Source organism: Halomonas sp. 328, from assembly GCF_015645095.1.
Taxonomy (GTDB): domain Bacteria; phylum Pseudomonadota; class Gammaproteobacteria; order Pseudomonadales; family Halomonadaceae; genus Bisbaumannia.
Window position 1 is genome coordinate 12,389 of record NZ_JADOTW010000027.1, and the last position, 15,794, is coordinate 28,182.

The 15,794-nt window shown below is 67.2% G+C and carries 12 protein-coding genes; 9 read left to right on the forward strand and 3 right to left on the reverse strand.

The window, feature by feature from the left end; genetic code table 11:
• Positions 1–18: 18 nt before the first annotated feature.
• From IHD13_RS13950 to IHD13_RS13985, 8 genes are all read left to right on the forward strand, one after another.
• On the forward strand, positions 19–564 hold the full coding sequence (locus tag IHD13_RS13950; RefSeq protein WP_195861646.1) for a DUF5943 domain-containing protein: 546 nt from the start codon (positions 19–21) through the stop codon (positions 562–564).
• A 25-nt stretch (positions 565–589) separates the two neighbouring features.
• Positions 590–2,662 (forward strand): dimethylglycine demethylation protein DgcA, encoded by a 2,073-nt coding sequence (gene dgcA / locus IHD13_RS13955; protein ID WP_195861647.1) that lies wholly within the window; start codon positions 590–592, stop codon positions 2,660–2,662.
• Positions 2,663–2,770: 108 nt separating this feature from the next.
• Positions 2,771–4,759: a (Fe-S)-binding protein gene (locus tag IHD13_RS13960; RefSeq protein ID WP_195861648.1), complete on the forward strand. Its 1,989-nt coding sequence runs from the start codon at positions 2,771–2,773 to the stop codon at positions 4,757–4,759.
• A complete protein-coding gene (gene etfA, locus IHD13_RS13965) occupies positions 4,759–6,027 on the forward strand; it encodes an electron transfer flavoprotein subunit alpha (protein WP_195861649.1) in 1,269 nt (422 codons plus the stop codon). Before IHD13_RS13960 ends, etfA begins: the two co-directional genes overlap by 1 nt.
• The gene (gene etfB / locus IHD13_RS13970) at positions 6,017–6,823 is read left to right on the forward strand and encodes an electron transfer flavoprotein subunit beta (RefSeq protein WP_195861650.1); all 807 of its coding nucleotides are present in this window, start codon (positions 6,017–6,019) and stop codon (positions 6,821–6,823) included. Before etfA ends, etfB begins: the two co-directional genes overlap by 11 nt.
• A 299-nt stretch (positions 6,824–7,122) precedes the next feature.
• Positions 7,123–7,509, forward strand: a complete 387-nt coding sequence (locus IHD13_RS13975; protein ID WP_195861651.1) for a DUF4168 domain-containing protein — start codon at positions 7,123–7,125, stop codon at positions 7,507–7,509.
• Between the two features lie 173 nt (positions 7,510–7,682).
• Entirely contained in the window at positions 7,683–9,593 is a 1,911-nt protein-coding gene (locus IHD13_RS13980) for a DUF294 nucleotidyltransferase-like domain-containing protein (RefSeq protein ID WP_195861652.1), read from the forward strand.
• 3 nt (positions 9,594–9,596) lie between these two features.
• Positions 9,597–10,319 (forward strand): 3'-5' exonuclease, encoded by a 723-nt coding sequence (locus tag IHD13_RS13985; RefSeq protein ID WP_195861653.1) that lies wholly within the window; start codon positions 9,597–9,599, stop codon positions 10,317–10,319.
• 79 nt (positions 10,320–10,398) lie between these two features.
• On the opposite strand, the gene IHD13_RS13990 is transcribed toward IHD13_RS13985, so the two are convergent.
• The 3 genes from IHD13_RS13990 to IHD13_RS14000 form a co-directional block, all read right to left on the reverse strand.
• Positions 10,399–12,051, reverse strand: coding sequence for a BCCT family transporter (locus IHD13_RS13990; protein ID WP_195861654.1), 1,653 nt, complete (start codon positions 12,049–12,051; stop codon positions 10,399–10,401).
• Positions 12,052–12,081: 30 nt separating this feature from the next.
• Positions 12,082–12,498, reverse strand: a complete 417-nt coding sequence (locus tag IHD13_RS13995) for a universal stress protein (RefSeq protein WP_195861655.1) — start codon at positions 12,496–12,498, stop codon at positions 12,082–12,084.
• Between the two features lie 154 nt (positions 12,499–12,652).
• Positions 12,653–14,224, reverse strand: coding sequence for a BCCT family transporter (locus IHD13_RS14000; RefSeq protein ID WP_195861656.1), 1,572 nt, complete (start codon positions 14,222–14,224; stop codon positions 12,653–12,655).
• Between the two features lie 256 nt (positions 14,225–14,480).
• Between IHD13_RS14000 and fdhA the strand changes: the two genes are divergently transcribed.
• Positions 14,481–15,674, forward strand: a complete 1,194-nt coding sequence (gene fdhA / locus IHD13_RS14005) for a formaldehyde dehydrogenase, glutathione-independent (RefSeq protein ID WP_195861657.1) — start codon at positions 14,481–14,483, stop codon at positions 15,672–15,674.
• Positions 15,675–15,794 lie beyond the last annotated feature (120 nt).

Sequence of the window (15,794 nt, forward strand, 5' to 3'; positions counted from 1 at the left end):
CTTTCGAGGATTCTGCCCGTGACCAAGATGGCCCCCGAACTGCCCATCGAAGTGGATAGCGAAACCGGCGTCTGGACCACCGATGCCCTGCCCATGCTCTATGTGCCGCGGCACTTCTTTATCAACAACCATGTGGCCGTGGAGGAGGCGCTGGGCGCCGAGAAGTACGCCGAGATCCTCTACCACGCCGGTTACAAGAGCGCCTGGCACTGGTGCGAGAAGGAGGCCGAGTGCCATGGCCTCGAGGGCGAGGCGGTGTTCGAGCACTACATGAAGCGTCTCTCCCAGCGTGGCTGGGGCCACTTCATCACCGAGGCCATCGACCTCGACGCCGGCACCTGCCGGGTGCGCCTGGAGCACAGCGCCTTCGTCTACCAGCTGGGCAAGGTGGGTCGCAAGATCGAGTACATGTTCACCGGCTGGTTCGCCGGGGCCATGGACCAGATCCTCGCCGCCCGCGGCAGCGACCTGCGTACCGTCGCCGAGCAGACCCAGAGCGCCGCCGAAGAGGGCTGCGAGGTGGGCTATTTCGAGACCCAGCCGCTGACCGGCGCCGCCCGCTAAGTCCCGGGAACGAGGAGAGAGAACCATGGCATTCGACGCGATCTTCCAGCCGATCCAGATCGGCAAGCTCACCATCCGTAACCGGGTCGTCAGTACCGCCCACGCCGAGGTGCACGCCACCGACGGCGGCATGACCACCGCCCGTTACGTCAAGTACTACGAGGAGAAGGCCAAGGGCGGCTGCGGCCTGTGCATCTGCGGCGGCTCCTCGGTGGTCTCCATCGACAGCCCCCAGGCCTGGTGGAGCTCGGTGAACCTCTCCACCGACCGGATCATCCCGCACTTCCAGAACCTGGCCGATGCCGTGCACAAGCACGGCGGCAAGATCATGATCCAGATCACCCACATGGGGCGCCGTTCGCGCTGGGACGGCTACGACTGGTCGACCCTGCTGTCGCCCTCCGGCATCCGCGAGCCGGTGCACCGCTCCACCTGCAAGACCATCGAGGAGGAGGAGATCTGGCGCATCATCGGTGACTTCGCCCAGGCCGCGCGCCGGGCCAAGGAAGGGGGCCTCGACGGCGTCGAGCTCTCCGCCGTGCACCAGCACCTGATCGACCAGTTCTGGAGCCCGCGGGTCAACAAGCGCGAGGACCAGTGGGGCGGCAGCTTCGAGAACCGCATGCGCTTCGGCATGGAGGTGCTCAAGGCGGTGCGCGCCGAGGTCGGCGACGACTTCGTGGTGGGCATGCGCATCTGTGGTGACGAGTTCCACCCGGACGGCCTCTCCCATGAGGACATGAAGCAGATCGCCGCCTACTACGACGCCACCGGGCAGCTCGACTTCTTCGGCGTGATCGGTTCCGGCTGCGACACCCACAACACCCTGGCCAACGTCATTCCCAACATGTCCTACCCGCCGGAGCCCTTCCTGCACCTGGCGGCAGGCATCAAGGAAGTGGTCAGCGTGCCGGTGATCCACGCCCAGAACATCAAGGACCCCAACCAGGCGCAGCGCATCCTGGAAGGCGGTTACGTGGACCTGGTGGGCATGACCCGGGCGCATATTGCCGACCCGCACATCATCGCCAAGATCAAGATGGGCCAGATCGACCAGATCAAGCAGTGCGTGGGCGCCAACTACTGCATCGACCGCCAGTACCAGGGCCTGGACGTGCTGTGCATCCAGAACGCCGCGACGTCCCGCGAGTACATGGGCCTGCCCCATATCATCGAGAAGAGCGAAGGGCCCAAGCGTAAGGTCGTGGTGGTCGGCGGTGGCCCCGGCGGCATGGAGGCGGCCCGCGTCGCCGCCGAGCGTGGCCATGACGTCACCCTGTTCGAGGCCGCCGAGGCCCTGGGCGGGCAGATCACCATCGCCGCCCAGGCCCCGCAGCGCGACCAGATCGCCGGCATCACCCGCTGGTACCAGCTGGAGCTGGTGCGCCTGGGCGTCGACCTGCGCCTGGGCACCCGCGCCGACGAGGCGACCCTGCTCGACCTGCGCCCGGATATCGTGGTGCTGGCCACCGGCGGCCAGCCCTTCCTCAGCCAGTTCCCGGAGTGGGGCTACTCGGAGAACCCCGAGGAGAGCCTGGTGGTCAGCACCTGGGACGTGCTCAGCGGCAAGGTCGCCCCGGGCAAGAACGTGCTGATCTACGACGCCATCTGCGAGTTCTCCGGCGTCTCGGCGGCGGACTACCTGGCCGACAAGGGCGCCAAGGTGGAGATCGTCACCGACGACATCAAGCCGGGCGCGGCGGTGGGCGGCACCACCTTCCCGACCTACTACCGCAGCCTCTACGAGAAGGAGGTGATCATGACCTCCGACCTGATGCTGCATAAGGTCTACCGCGAGGGCGACTCCCTGGTGGCGGTGCTCGAGAACGAGTACACCGGCGCCCTGGAGGAGCGGGTGGTCGACCAGGTGGTGGTGGAGAACGGCGTGCGTCCCGACGAGGGCCTCTACTACGCCCTCAAGGAGCAGTCTCGCAACAAGGGCCAGCTGGACCTGGAGGCGCTCTACGCCATCCAGCCCCAGCCCTGCCTGAGCGAGGCGGGCGACGGCTTCCTGCTGTTCCGTCTGGGCGACTGCACCGCGCCGCGTAACACCCACGCGGCCATCTACGACGCCCTGCGGATCTGCAAGGACTTCTAACCCCTAGCCGTAAGCCCAAAGCTCGAAGCTGGAAGTCGAAGGTGCGTTTTTCGCCCTCTCTTCCAGCTTCCGGCTTCCCGCTTCCAGCTTGTCGATGAGGTGAGCGAGATGCTCGAGACCCTGCTGCCGATACTTATCTTCGCCGCCCTGGGCCTGGCGGTGATCGGCGCCTGGCGGCGTGTTCGCCTGTGGCGCCAGGGGCGGCCCTCCGCCGTGCCGCTGCTCAAGGGCCTGGCGGCCATGCCGCGCCGTTACCTGGTCGATCTGCACCATGTGGTGGGGCGCGACAAGGTGATGTCCAATACCCACGTGGCCACCGCCGGTGGCTTCGTGGCCGCTGCCGTGCTGATGATCCTGGTGCATGGCTTCGGGCTGGCTCAGGGCGTGCTGGGCTGGCTGCTGCTGGCGGCCAGCGCCGTGATGTTCGTGGGCAGCCGCTTCGTGGCCCGGCGCCGCCGTAACCCGCCCGCGCGGCTCTCCAAGGGCCCCTGGATGCGCCTGCCCAAGAGCCTGGCGGCCTTCTCCCTGGGCGTCTTCCTGATCACCCTGCCCACGGTGGGGCTGCTGCCCGCCGACTTCGGGCACTGGCTGCTGGCGCTGGTCCTGGCCGCCGTGGTGGTCTGGGGCCTGGGCGAGATGGTCTTCGGCATGACCTGGGGCGGGCCCATGAAGCACGCCTTCGCCGGGGCCCTGCACCTGGCCTTCCACCGCCGCGCCGAGCGCTTCGGGGAAGGCAACCGCTCCACCGGCCTCAAGGCGCTGAACCTGGACGACGAGGCGGCGCCCCTGGGCGTCGAGAAACCCGCCGACTTCACCTGGAACCAGCTGCTTGGCTTCGACGCCTGCGTGCAGTGCGGTCGTTGCGAGGCGGTGTGCCCGGCCTTCGCCGCCGGCCAGCCGCTCAACCCCAAGAAGCTGATCCAGGACATGGTGGTGGGCCTGGCCGGGGGCAGCGATGCCAACTATGCCGGCTCTCCCTACCCCGGCAAGCCGGTGGGCGAGCACGTCGGTTCCCCCCATGGGCCCATCGTGGCCCGCGAGGGCAAGGCCCTGGTGGACGCCGAGACCCTGTGGTCCTGCACCACCTGCCGCGCCTGCGTGGAAGAGTGCCCGATGATGATCGAGCACGTGGACGCCATCGTCGACATGCGCCGCCACCTGACCCTGGAGCGGGGTCAGACCCCCAACAAGGGCGCCGAGGTGCTCGACAACCTGATCGCCACCGACAACCCCGGCGGCTTCGATCCCGGCTCGCGGCTGCACTGGGCGGCGGACCTCAACCTGCCGCTGATGGCCGACGTCAAGCAGGCCGAGGTGCTGCTGTGGCTGGGCGATGGGGCCTTCGATATGCGCAACCAGCGTACCCTGCGCGCCCTGGTCAAGGTGCTGCGCGCCGCCGAGGTGGAGTTCGCGGTGCTCGGCACCGAGGAGCGCGACAGCGGCGACGTGGCGCGGCGCCTGGGCGACGAGGCGACCTTCCAGTCCCTGGCCAAGCGCAATATCGCGACCCTCGCGAAGTACCGCTTCCAGCGCATCGTGACCTGTGACCCCCACAGCTTCCATGTGCTGGGCAACGAGTACGGCGAGTTGGGCGGCCCTGATTTCAATGCAAACTGGGAGGTGCGTCACCACAGCACCTTTATCGCCGAGCTGTACGACGCCGGTCGGCTGGCCTTCGCGCCCTGGAAGGGCGGCAGGGTCACCTACCACGACCCCTGCTACCTGGGCCGCTACAACGGCGAGTATGAGGCGCCGCGCAACGTGCTCAAGGCGCTGGGCATCGAGGTCAAGGAGATGGAACGCTCCGGCTTCCGCTCGCGCTGCTGCGGCGGCGGCGGCGGGGCGCCGATCACCGACATTCCCGGCGAGCGGCGGATTCCCGATATGCGCATGAACGACGTCAAGGAGAGCGGCGCCGAGCTGGTGGCGGTGGGTTGCCCCCAGTGTACCGCCATGCTCGAGGGCGTGGTGGATGCCGCCGCCGAGGTGCGCGATATCGCCGAGCTGGTGGCCGATGCCCTGGTGGCGCGGGCCGCCCCGGAGGCGGTCGATGCGAGCCGCCGGAACGCCGGCAAGACCGCCGAGGAGGTGATCTGATGAGCGAGATTCGTCGTCGCGATCCACGCCGCGAGTGGATCGCCCGTAACCGCCTGCATCCCGAGCACGCCAGCGTGCTCGCCGAGCAGGGGGGCGCCGCCAGCGAGTGGCTGGGCCCCAACGGGGTGATTCGCAAGAACCCCCGCGCCATCGGCTTTATCGGCCCCAATGGCATCAAGCGCATCGACCGCAGCGGCGCCCAGCAGGGCGGCCAGGCGGCGGGCGCGGCCCGTCAGGCGGCCCAGGATAGCCGTCGCCAGGTGGAGATTCCCGAACCGGCCTTCCTGGTGGCGGTGGTGCCGGAGCTCTCCGGCGGGCGGCTCTCCGGTCACGATAAGGACCTGCTGGGCCTGGCCCGGCGCCTGGCCGATGCCGACCCGGCGCGTCCCGGCGCCGTGCTGGCGGTGGTCTTCGGCGAGCACAAGGAAGACAGTTTTGGCGAGGCGGGCATCGATCGCCTGCTGCACCTCGAGGACGACGCCTACGCCGGCTTCGCCCCCGAGGCACGCCTGGCGGCGCTCTCCGCGGTGGAGCGGGAGCTGACGCCGCGGCACTGGCTGCTCCCCGACTCGCCCCTGGGCGGGGCCGACCTGGGCCGGCGCCTGGCGCTGCGCCTGGGCGAGCGCCCCGCCACCGGCGTTTGGCAGCTCGAGGCCGATGACGCCGCGCCGCTGGGCTGGCGCTGCACCGCCCGCGGCGCGGCGGAGAGCCTGGATATCCAGCGCCCCCTGCCCAGGGTCGCTCTGGCGCTGGCCGAGTGCGCCGAGCCGGTGGACGAGACCCGTCACGCCGCCGAGCCGGTGAGCCTCACGGAGACGATTCCCAGCGCCTTCTCGCGGATCGAGGACCTGGGCCAGGTGGCGGTGGACCCCGCCGGGGTGGCGCTGGCCGAGGCGGAGTTCATCCTCTCCGGCGGCAACGGCGTCAAGGACTGGGAGGGCTTCCACCAGGCCGCCAAGGTGCTGGGGGCGACGGAAGGCGCTTCCCGGGTGGCGGTGGACGACGGTTTTATGGCGCGTCATCGTCAGGTGGGGGCCACCGGTACCTGGGTCACCGCCCGGGTCTACCTGGCGGTGGGCATCAGTGGCGCCATTCAGCACCTGCAGGGGATCCAGACCTGCGACAAGGTGGTGGCCATCAACCTCGACCCCGGATGCGACATGATCAAGCGCGCCGACCTGGCGGTGATCGGCGACAGCGCCGAGATCCTCGCCGCCCTGGTGGCCATGGTGGAACAGCAGCGAGGAGGGCAGCGCGATGCGGCCTGAGCAGCAGGGAATCGAGGTGGCGGTACTGGTCTCGGTGGGGCGTCACCCCATCACCGGGCGCGCCCGCCGCGCCGATCAGGATGCCCGGGGCCTGGAGATGGCCCTGGGCCTGGAGCACCAGCTGCCCGGCAGCCGGGTCAGCCTCTTGCATGCCGGCCCACGCAGCGAGGAGGGCGAAGCGGCGCTGCGCGGCTACCTGGGCATGGGGCTGGACACCCTGACCCTGCTGGAGCAGGCCGAGGGCAGCGATGCCATCCCGGCCCTGGCCGAGCATCTGGCCGCGGCGCCGCCGCAGCTGGTGATCACCGGGGCCCGGGCGGAGCGCGGCGAGGGCTCGGGGCTCCTGCCCTATGCCCTGGCCGAGCGCCTGGGCTGGCCGCTGGTCAATGGCCTGGCCGCGGTGGAGAAGGTCGAGAACGGCGTGGCGACCCTGCTGCAGGCCCTGCCCCGGGGCCAGCGGCGGCGCCTCAAGGTGCGCCTGCCGGCCATCGTCAGCGTGGATGCGGCGGCCCCGGTGGCGCGCCAGAGTGCCTTCGGCCCGGCTCGCCGGGCGGAGCTGGCGGCGACGGCGGTCTCCGCCGAGCCGGATCGGGAGCTGGCCGAGTGGCAGCTGGCCCCGGCCCGCAAGCGGCCCAAGCGCCTGAAGATCGTCAAGGCCGCCTCGGCCCGGGATCGCTTCAAGGCCGCCGCCGCCAAGGCGGAGGGCGGCAGCGGCCAGGTGCTGGAAGGCGTCTCGGCGGAGCAGGGCGCCGAGGCGATCCTCAAGCTGCTCAATGAGGAAGGCGTGCTGCGCTAAGGCGTCGCGAGTCTCGCCTACCCAGGCCCCCGGTGGAATCTCCGCCGGGGGCCTGTTTTTTTCCGGTTTCGCCGAATTTTTGCCGATGCGACTTATTCTTGTTTGCTGCCTGGGGATTTCTGCTGAGGCGCCCATGGCACCCTTGTCGGGTTGGTAGCCGTTTACCCTGTCGCCATGCCGCGACGACTGTAATCTTGTTCTGACTTTCTGTTTCCATGAGTTACACGAAAAGGGTGAACCCTGCGCCATCATGGCCGTCACACCTAGCGCATACATTGTCAGTTCCCTGGAGGTATTGGATGAAACGCATGACCGCCCTGTTTTCCGCCGCACTGCTGAGCGCCGGCCTGATGGCCGCTTCCAGCGCCATGGCCCAGGACGATCCGGCCGCCCAGGCCGCTCAGCCGCAGGCCCAGGCGGCCCAGAACTTCACCGACGAACAGCTCCAGCAGTTCGCCGATGCCTCCCAGGAGATCGCCGTGATTTCTCAGGAGTACACCCAGCGCCTGCAGGCCGCCGACGATGAGGCCGCCCAGCAGGAGATCCGCCTGGAAGCCAACGACCGCATGGTCGAGGAAGTCGAGGCCTCCGGCCTCGAGGTCGACACCTTCAATGCCATCGGTCATGCCATCCAGCAGGACCCGGAGCTGCTGCAGCGCGTGCAGGCGATGGCCGAGCAATCCTGAGCCAAGCCGCTCCCTGCCTTTCCAGGCATGGTTGCAAGCTGACGGGGCCGCCCATGGGGCGGCCCCGTCTTGCGTTGGGCGGGCGTCGTTTCTGGAACGCCACCGGGGGTTTACAGGGCCCCGGGGCCAATGGAGACTGAGAGGCCAAGCGTCGTGGTCGGAGGCCTCCTCCCATGGAAGTGGAACTGCTGGAAATTCGTGAGCATATGGCGCGCTTCGCGCCCTTCGACGGGCTCTCCGATGACCTGCTCGATGAGCTCGCCGGCTGCGTGGAGGTCAGCTACTTCAAGGCCGGCACGCCGATCCTCACCCTCGATGAGTCCCTCCACGAGCTGCTCTATATCCGCAGCGGGGCGGTGGAGATCTATCGCCGCAACGGCGATCTCTACAACTGCCTGGGCGAGGGGGATATCTTCGGCCAGTTCAGCCTGTTGCGAAACCACCGGGTGCGCTTTCCGGCCACCGCCATCGAAGACACCCTGATCTACTTTATCCCCGATGAGCTCTTCCAGCGCCTCTGCGAGGTGGACGAGCATTTCGCCGATTTCGTCGAGCTGGGGCGCTCGCGGCTCAAGGCCGTGGTGGAGGAGCAGCACAAGAGCAACGACATGATGATTACCCGGGTGCGCAAGCTGCTCACCCGCAAGCCGCTGATGATCGATGTCAACGCCAGCGTCCAGGAGGCGGCCCGGCGCATGCACGAGGAGAACGTCTCCTCGGTACTGGTGATCGCCGACCCCGGCGGGGAGGAGGATCCCCGGCGCACCTTCGTCGACCGCCAGGGGGCGTCCCATACCCTGATGGGCATCCTCACCGACCAGGACATGCGTAACCGGGTGCTGGCCGAGGGGCTCGATGCCACCATCCCGGTAGGTCAGGTGGTCACCGAGCGGGTGATCACCATCCAGTCCGACGAGTCGGTGCACGAGGCGATGCTCAGCATGCTGCGCAACAACGTGCACCACCTGCCGGTGCTGTATCGCCGGCGCCCCCTGGGGGTACTGCACCTCTCCGATATCATCCGCTACGAGACCCATTCGAGCCTCTACCTGGTCAGCAATATCTTCAGCCAGCCGGGCCCCAAGGGGCTGGCGCGGCTGGAGCCGGAGGTGCGTGCCGCCTTCGTGCGCATGGTCCACGAGGGGGCCAACTCGCTGATGGTGGGCAGCGCGCTCTCCACCATCGGCCGCAGCTTCACCCGGCGCCTGCTGGAGCTGGCCGAGGAGGAGCTGGGGCCGCCCCCGGTCCCCTACTGCTTCATGGCGATGGGCTCCATGGCCCGCAACGAGCAGAGCATCGTCACCGACCAGGACAATGCCCTGGTGCTCGACGACAGCTTCGACCCGGCACAGCATGACGCCTACTTCCTGGCCCTGGCCCAGCGGGTCTCCGATGGCCTGGATACCTGCGGTTATACCTACTGCAAGGGCGACATCATGGCCACCAACCCCAAGTGGCGTCAGCCCCTGGCGGTGTGGAAGCGCTACTTCAGCGACTGGATCGACAACCCCAATCCGGAGCACCTGCTGCACAGCTCGATCTTCTTCGACCTGGACAGCGTCTACGGCGAGGAGGCCTTCGTCGAGCAGCTCCAGGACCTGGTGGCGGAGAAGGCCGCCAGGAGCCCGCTGTTCCTGGCCGCCATGGCCCGCAATGCGCTGAACCGGACGCCGCCCCTGGGCTTCTTCCGCACCTTCGTGATGGAGAAGGACGGCAAGCAGAACAACTCCATCAACCTCAAGCGGCGTGGTACCGCGCCCCTGGTGGACCTGATCCGGGTGCATGCCCTGGCCTGCGGCTCCCGGGCCCAGAACTCCTTCGATCGCCTCGACGATATCGCCCAGACCCAGCTGCTGCCCGCCGGCACCGGCGACAAGATCCGCTACGCCATGGAATTCATCTCCATGGTGCGGATTCGCCACCAGGTGATCGATATCGAGGAGGAGCGCGAGCCGGACAACAATATCGAGCCGGCCAATGTCTCCGACAGCGAGCGGCACAACCTCAAGGAGGCCTTCCAGGTGCTCAGCAACGCCCAGAAGTTCATGAAGTTCCGCTACCCCATTCCCTCCCGGGGGCGCTAGGCGATGCTCTCCCTGCGGGCCGCCGAGCCCGACCGCCAGCGCTGGCCCGAGTACCTCAAGGCGCGGGCCAGCAGCACCCATGACCCGCGCCTGGCGCGCTTCTTCAGCGCCGGCACCCTGGATCCCCAGACCCCCATCGGCGATGCCACCCTGGTGGCGCTGGACATGGAGACCACAGGGCTGGACGTCAACCGGCATGCCATCGTCAGCATCGGCCTGGTGCCCTTTACCCTGAAACGCATCTGTCTGGCCGAACGGCGTTACTGGGTGGTCAATCCGACCCGCCCGCTGAGCCGCGAATCGGTGGCCCTGCACCGCATCACCCACTCCGAGGTGGCCGAGGCGCCGGACCTGGAGGCGATCCTCGACGAGCTGCTCGCCGAGCTGAGCGGGCGCCTGGCGGTGGTCCACTTCCGGCATATCGAGCGGCCCTTCCTCAACTCCGCGATCCAGGCCCGGCTGGGGGAGGAGTTCAAGTTCCCGGTGATCGACACCATGTCCCTGGAGGCGCGTATCCACCGCCAGTCGCTATGGGCGCGTTTCCGCCGCTGGCTGGGGCGCCCGCCGGTCTCCATTCGCCTGCACAACAGCCGCGAGCGCTATGGCCTGCCGCCCTACCAGGGCCACCATGCCCTGGTGGATGCCCTGGCGACGGCGGAGCTGCTCCAGGCCCAGATCGCCAACCACTACCGCCCGGAGACCCCGGTCGGCAGCCTCTGGAGCTGACCCCTTTTTTCAATGAAGCATAAAAAAACCAGGGCGGCCCGAAGGCCGCCCTGGTCGCGTTGGCGAGATCGCCGGGCAATCAGCCGCGAGGCTCGCTCATCAGTCCCTTGATGATGGCGTAGCAGCCCACCAGCAGCACCAGGGTGAAGGGCAGGCCGGTGGAGATGACCGCCGCCTGGAGGGCGGCCAGGCCGCCGCCGATCAGCAGGGCGATGGCGATGGCGCCTTCGATGATGGCCCAGAAGACCCGCTGGGGCTTGGGCGCATCCACCTTGCCGCCGGCGGTGATGGTGTCGATCACCAGGGAGCCGGAGTCGGAGGAGGTGATAAAGAACACCACCACCAGCACGATGGCGATAAAGGAGGTGATCTCCACCAGGGGCAGACCGGCCAGCATCACGAAGAGGGCGTCGGCCTCTCCCTCGAAGGTGCCGGCGAGCAGCTGGTCGATACCGGCGCCACCGAAGGAGGTCATCCAGATCACCGAGACGAAGGAGGGCACCAGCAGCACGGCGATCAGGAATTCACGCACGGTACGGCCACGGCTGACCCGGGCGATGAACATGCCGACGAAGGGCGACCAGGAGATCCACCAGGCCCAGTAGAAGGCGGTCCAGCCCTGGCTGAAGTTGGCGTCCTCGCGGGCGAAGGGCATGGAGAGCGCCGGGAGATTGATCAGGTAGGAGGCCAGGTTCTGGAAGATGCCGGTGGCGATCAGCAGGGTCGGGCCGACGATGATCACGAACGCCAGCAGCAGGAAGGCCAGGCCCATATTGAGCTGGGAGAGACGCTTCACGCCCTTGTCGACCCCCAACACGATCGAGCCCATGGCCACGATGGTGATGGCGATGATCAGCAGCACCATGGTGGTGTGGGTGTCGGGAATGTTGAAGAGGTCGTTGAGGCCGCTGGTGGCCTGCTGGGCCCCCAGGCCGAGGGACGTCGCCAGGCCGAAGAGGGTGGCGAAGACCGCCAGGATATCGATCACATGGCCCGGCCAGCCCCAGACCCGCTCACCCAGGATCGGGTAGAAGATGGAGCGCATGGTCAGCGGCAACCCCTTGTTATAGGAGAAGATCGCCAGGGCCAGCGCCACCACGGCATAGATCGCCCAGGGGTGCAGGCCCCAGTGGAAGATGGTGGCGGCCATGCCCAGTGAAATGGCCGCGCCCTGATCCCCTTCGGCGGCTCCCAGGGGTGCCCAATCGGTGCGCACGCCATTCTCGGTGGCAATGCCACCCATCGCGCTCTGATAGTGGGACATGGGCTCGGAGACGCCGAAGTACATCAGGCCGATGCCCATCCCCGCCGCGAACAGCATGGCGAACCAGCCCGCATAGCTGAAATCGGGGGTGGCATCGCGACCACCGATGCGGACTTTCCCCAGGGGGGTGAAGATCAGCACCAGGGAAAGTACCACGAAGATATTGGCCGATAGCAGGAAGAACCAGGCCAGGTTGCCGGTCAGGAAACTAAAGGTAGCATCGAAGAGCGGTGCCACCTGATCCTGCAGGGCCAGGGTGACGATCACGAAGAACATCACCACGATGGCCGACACGGCGAACACCTTGCCATGCAGGTCGACGTTGACGCCGAGGGCCGTGGTCGTGAGGTTGTCCTGACCGATCACATAGTCGGTATCGATCAGGTTTGCCGGCCCTTCCGGGGCCGGTATGCCTTCGGAGGGTTGGCTCCGCTCCTTGGCATTGGGGTCATTGGAATGTGTAGCCACAGGTTTTCTCCGTCTTGAGGACTTCGAAGCTTACGGACGCACCAAAAGGATAGATGCATCGGTATGAGTTGCGACCTTACCGCCATGTGACGGCATCAAAATACCCAGGTGACGTGGCAGATGGGTTCCCATCACCACCAGGTCGACGCCGGATTCCTCGATGGCCTTGACCAGGACGGCGTCCAGGTCGGCGGCGGGGTCATGACTGATTACCACGCGGGCACTGACCGGTTGGCCATGCTCGGCGGCTTGCTGTTTGGAGAAGGCATCAAGCTTTTGTTGGTACTCCTGCGGAGTATGAGCGAGGGGGCTGGGTGCCGTGGCGGTGACGCCGGCATAGCACACCTCGGCACGGTAATGCCTGGCCAGATCGGCAGCGACCTCGAGCGCCTTGGCCAACGGATCGAGGTGGGCCAGGTCCACCGGTACCATGATCTTGTTATACATCGTTGCCCTCCAGGCTGGGCCCATGGCGGCCTCTTGTTGATGATCTCGTTAGCGCCATGACGCCCTAATATTGTGACGCTTTATACAGGGAATGCCAGGGGGTTAACCAACGTTAACCCCCTGGCAGGCTGCGTGGACGCTGCTACGAGGCCCGTCAGGCCGCGGCCAGGCGCTGCTTGCGCTGCTCCTGGTGGAGCCCCAGGGCCAGGCTGAAACACATCACCAGCAGGACCAGGGTGAAGGGCAGGCCGGTGGCCACGGCGCCCGCCTGGAGGGCGCTGAGCGCCGTGCTGCCGCCGCCGTAGAGCAAGACCCCGGCGATCACCCCTTCCAGGGTGGCCCAGAAGACCCGCTGGCTGCGCGGCGCATCGGTCTTGCCGCCGGCGGTGATGTTATCGATCACCAGGGAGCCGGAATCCGACGAGGTGATGAAGAAGATCAACACCAGCAGGATCGCCAGGGAGGAGGTGAGGGTGGTCAGCGGCAGTTGCTCGAGCATATGGAACATTGCCAGGGAGACGTCGCCGATGCCATTGGCCAGTTCGCCGACGCCGGCCGCCGACTGGCTCAGGGCGTTACCGCCGAAGGCGCTCATCCAGACGATGGTCACCAGGGTCGGTACCAGCAGCACCGCGGTGAGGAATTCCCGCACGGTACGTCCGCGGGAAACGCGGGCGATGAACATCCCGACGAAGGGCGACCAGGAGATCCACCAGGCCCAGTAGAAGACGGTCCAGCCGTGGTACCAGGTGGTGTCCTCGCGGCCGATCCAGTTGGAGAGCGGTACGATATGGGTCACGTAATCCAGGGTGGTGGAGACCAGGCCGTTGACGAACATCAGGGTGCCGCCGGTGATCACCACGAACAGCAGCAGGGCCAGGGCGATCACCATATTGATGTTGGAAAAGAGCTTCACGCCGCCGTCGATGCCGCGCCACACGGAGAACAGTGCCACCACGGTGACCAGCACGATAATCGCGATCTGGGTGCCCAGGGTGTTGGGGATATTGAACAGATAGGCCAGGCCGCCGGCGGCCTGGGAGGCGCCGAAGCCCAGCGAGGTGGCCAGGCCGAAGATGGTCGCCAGCACCGCGACGATATCGATGGTATGGCCGATCCAGCCCCGGGTATGACGGCCCAGCAGCGGCGTGAAGGCGGAACGCAGTGTCAGCGGCAGGCCGCGGTTATAGGCGAAGAAGGCCAGCGACAGGCCCACCACGCCGTAGATCGCCCAGGGGTGCAGGCCCCAGTGGAACATGGTGGCGCCCATGGCGGCGCTGGCGCCCTCGGCGGTGCCGGCGGCGGCGTTGAGCGGGGTGCCGTACCAGTCGGTGTAGTAGGCCACCGGCTCCGCCACGCTCCAGAACATCAGGCCGATGCCCATGCCCGCGGCGAACAGCATCGCGAACCAGGAGAGCCGGGAATATTCCGGCCTGGCCTGGGCGCCACCGAGGCGAATCCTGCCCAGGGGCAGCACGATCAATGCCAGGCAGAAGAGCACGAAGAAGTTGCCCGCGATCATGAACAGCCAGTCGAAATGCTCGATGGACCAGCCGCGGGCGGCGCCCAGTTGGCTGTTGGCGGCATCGGGATAGACCAGTGCGTAGAGGATAAAGGCCAGGATGGCCAGGGCGGAGAGGGGAAAGACGGGGTTGTGAAAGTCCAGCCCCATGATTTGTGTATTGTCTTGGCCGGGGGTCAAGACCGGCGCATCGTCTTGCTTCATGGAAAGCCCTCGTTGTTATTGTCACCTTGCCCCCGGGCGAGCCCGGGGTGCCCTCGCATTCTTGGGGTTGGGCGACAACGAGGGTGTCGTGAAAGCGACCTCCGGCTATCCCGTGGAGTCCGGAAAAGGGGCGTGTCTCGATCAGATACGGTGACGGCGCATTGACAACCGTTGGGGTGGTCTCGAGTGGCTAAGGTCGTAGGGCGGAGCTTCCGCCTCCGCCTCCAGACACACAATAACGCGAAGGAAGCCAGCCATGAATGCAGCCAACCGCGGCGTCGTCTACAAGGGTCCGGGCGAAGTCGCCGTCGAATCCATCCCCTATCCGGAACTCGCCATCGGCAATCGCAAGTGCGACCACGGCGTGATCCTCAAGGTGGTCACCACCAATATCTGCGGCAGCGACCAGCACATGGTGCGCGGCCGTACCACCGCGCCTTCCGGCCTGGTGCTGGGCCACGAGATCACCGGCCTGGTGGTCGAGTGCGGTCGCGACGTCGAATTCATCCGGCCGGGCGACCTGGTCTCGGTGCCCTTCAATATCGCCTGCGGCCGCTGCCGCAACTGCAAGGAAGGCAAGACCGGCATCTGCCTCAACGTCAACCCGGCGCGCCCCGGTGCCGCCTACGGTTACGTGGACATGGGCGGCTGGGTCGGCGGCCAGACCGAGTACGTCATGGTGCCCTATGCGGACTTCAACCTGCTGAAGTTCCCGGATGCCGATCAGGCCATGGAGAAGATCAAGGACCTGACCCTGCTCTCCGATATCTTCCCCACCGGCTTCCACGGCTGCGTCACCGCCGGCGTCGGCCCGGGCTCCACCGTCTATATCGCCGGGGCCGGTCCGGTGGGCCTGGCCGCGGCGGTCTCCGCCCAGCTGCTGGGGGCGGCCTGCGTGATCGTCGGTGACATGATCGAGGATCGTCTGGCCCAGGCCCGCAGCTTCGGCTGCGAGACCATCGACCTGACCCAGGACGGCGACATGGCCGACAAGCTCGAGGAGATCCTCGGCGAGCGCGAGGTCGATGCCTTCGTCGACTGCGTCGGCTTCGAGGCCCACGCCTGCGGCTGCAACCATGGCAAGGAGGCGCCCGCCACCGTGCTCAACTCGGCCATGTCACTGACCCGCGCCGGTGGCCAGATCGGCATTCCCGGCCTCTACGTGACCGAAGACCCGGGCGCGGCCGACGACGCCGCCAAGCAGGGCGCCCTGAGCATGCGCTTCGGTCTCGGCTGGGCCAAGTCCCACAGCTTCCACACCGGCCAGTGCCCGGTGATGAAGTATCACCGGCCGCTGATGCAGGCGATCCTCTTCGAGAAGGTCAAGATCGCCGATGCGGTCAACGTCCAGATGATCACCCTGGACCAGGCGCCCCAGGGCTATGCCGACTTCGATGGCGGTGCCGCCAAGAAGTTTGTGATCGACCCCCACGGTAGCGTCGCCGCCTAGCTTAGGAAGCCGCTTGCGGCGAGCTAGTCCGGGGTATCGACCCCCACGGTAGCGTCGCCGCTTAATCCCGCTCTTTTTGCGGCCCTCGACGGCGCCCTACGGGGCGCCGTCGTCGTTGAT

Coding starts and splice junctions, on each gene's coding strand:
- etfA (WP_195861649.1), top strand. CDS start 4,759: ATGAGCGAGATTCGTCGTCGCGATCCACGCCGCGAGTGGATCGCCCGT.
- IHD13_RS13960 (WP_195861648.1), top strand. CDS start 2,771: ATGCTCGAGACCCTGCTGCCGATACTTATCTTCGCCGCCCTGGGCCTG.
- IHD13_RS14000 (WP_195861656.1), bottom strand. CDS start 14,224: ATGAAGCAAGACGATGCGCCGGTCTTGACCCCCGGCCAAGACAATACA.
- etfB (WP_195861650.1), top strand. CDS start 6,017: ATGCGGCCTGAGCAGCAGGGAATCGAGGTGGCGGTACTGGTCTCGGTG.
- IHD13_RS13995 (WP_195861655.1), bottom strand. CDS start 12,498: ATGTATAACAAGATCATGGTACCGGTGGACCTGGCCCACCTCGATCCG.
- IHD13_RS13975 (WP_195861651.1), top strand. CDS start 7,123: ATGAAACGCATGACCGCCCTGTTTTCCGCCGCACTGCTGAGCGCCGGC.
- IHD13_RS13980 (WP_195861652.1), top strand. CDS start 7,683: ATGGAAGTGGAACTGCTGGAAATTCGTGAGCATATGGCGCGCTTCGCG.
- fdhA (WP_195861657.1), top strand. CDS start 14,481: ATGAATGCAGCCAACCGCGGCGTCGTCTACAAGGGTCCGGGCGAAGTC.
- IHD13_RS13985 (WP_195861653.1), top strand. CDS start 9,597: ATGCTCTCCCTGCGGGCCGCCGAGCCCGACCGCCAGCGCTGGCCCGAG.
- dgcA (WP_195861647.1), top strand. CDS start 590: ATGGCATTCGACGCGATCTTCCAGCCGATCCAGATCGGCAAGCTCACC.